Annotated in this window: 2 protein-coding genes; both read right to left on the bottom strand. The window is 44.2% G+C overall.

Features of this window, described 5'->3' with window-relative positions; genetic code table 11:
* Positions 1-133: 133 nt before the first annotated feature.
* Positions 134-424, bottom strand: coding sequence for a hypothetical protein (locus ACUVJL_RS36945; RefSeq protein ID WP_445250354.1), 291 nt, complete (start codon positions 422-424; stop codon positions 134-136).
* 21 nt (positions 425-445) lie between these two features.
* Complete coding sequence (locus ACUVJL_RS36940; protein ID WP_445250355.1) at positions 446-1,135, bottom strand: cytochrome P450; 690 nt, start codon at positions 1,133-1,135, stop codon at positions 446-448.
* Between the last annotated feature and the right edge of the window lie 248 nt (positions 1,136-1,383).

Below are 1,383 nucleotides of genomic sequence, written 5' to 3'. Positions count from 1 at the left end.
AAGCAATCCCAAATGCGTTCAGCAATGGGATAGAGAGCTGCGTAGTTCAGCCAAGGCGGGTCAATCCGCTCGAAGTGAAAGTGAAGGGGGAGGGACTTGACGCCTCCCATGTCTATAAATGACTATACTTTTGTCAGCTATACAAACAATCTTGGGATTGAAGCGCATCCCGCATCCGCCTGTCATAGTCATAGTCCAGCAATCCCACACCACAGATTCCCCAATCCCTACCAGGATTCTGATGGAAATAATCATCGAGATAAAGCGCTTGGTGCGATCGATCAAATCCACCAACCCCAATAGGCACAATTCCATTAGAAATTTGATGGCGATCGTACTTGGGTATGCGAATGTTTCCAGGTAAACGAGATAGGGATGCTTCATTCACCTTGATTGTTGAGCCTGTGCTGATATTGCTATTCATTCTTATTTAAGGATGATGGTATCACTTAAGACAAGCGTCGAACTTTACGGGTAGCGAATCGAACCCCTTCAAAATCAGCATTGAATGTTTTGTTGGAATAGCTTGCTTATCCGGATCGAAGCACAGATTTGGTAGTCTTCTAAGTAATGCGGTCAAGCAAATAGTTAACTCCATACGAGCTAAAGCGGCTCCCAGACAAAAGTGAATTCCTGAACTAAACCCAAGGTGTTCGTTGGGCGTGCGTGTAATATCGAAAACCTCCGGTTCCTCAAACTTCTCGGGGTCATGATTCGCCGCCCCAAGCCCCAGTATGATGGCGCTACCCGCCGCGATCTGCTTACCGCCAATCGTCAGATCTTGTTTGGCAATCCGAAAGAAAAAAGGAACCGAGGTATCGAAACGGATCATTTCTTCGACAGCGCTATGGATCAGAGAAGGATTTTTTTTCAGTTTTTGCAGTTGGTCCGGATGAGACAGCAGTGCATTCACCCCATTGGCAATCTGGTCTGTGGTGGTCAAAAGACCTGCAGCTAAGATCTGAATGCATACAGATGGGAGTTCCTCAAAATTAAATCCCTGCTCTTGGTAGGCCACACTCAGCAGGCTAATCATGTCAGTTCCCGGTTGCCGACGGCGTTGTTCAACCAGTTGCGTGATTAGTGCAGAAAACTTTACGGCTGCCTTGTCTGCCTTGCGTGCGAATTCTTCAATTTCAATAGTTGAGCCGCCCGCTACGCCAAAAAATGTGGTTATAAGTAGTCAGACAGAATTAATTACACAAATACATAGTATAATGATATTCCAGGCAAAATTATGAGTTATACCATTTTTATAAAGTTGTGATAGACTTATATAAAAAGTAAAGGAGAACATTAAAATGTCTGGCCGTCCTCATATAACGATTGCCGAATCTGTAGAAGTATTGCTAGAGATTAGGAAACAACAAAAAAGAATTTTAG

Origin of the sequence: Microcoleus sp. OTE_8_concoct_300, from assembly GCF_031383065.1 — a bacterium.
Taxonomy (GTDB): Bacteria; Cyanobacteriota; Cyanobacteriia; order Cyanobacteriales; family Microcoleaceae; genus Microcoleus.
This window is presented reverse-complemented; position numbering and strand designations above follow the sequence as displayed.

Excerpts from the sequence above, each read along its gene's own strand:
- ACUVJL_RS36945 (WP_445250354.1), bottom strand. The coding sequence starts at position 424 with ATGAATAGCAATATCAGCACAGGCTCAACAATCAAGGTGAATGAAGCA.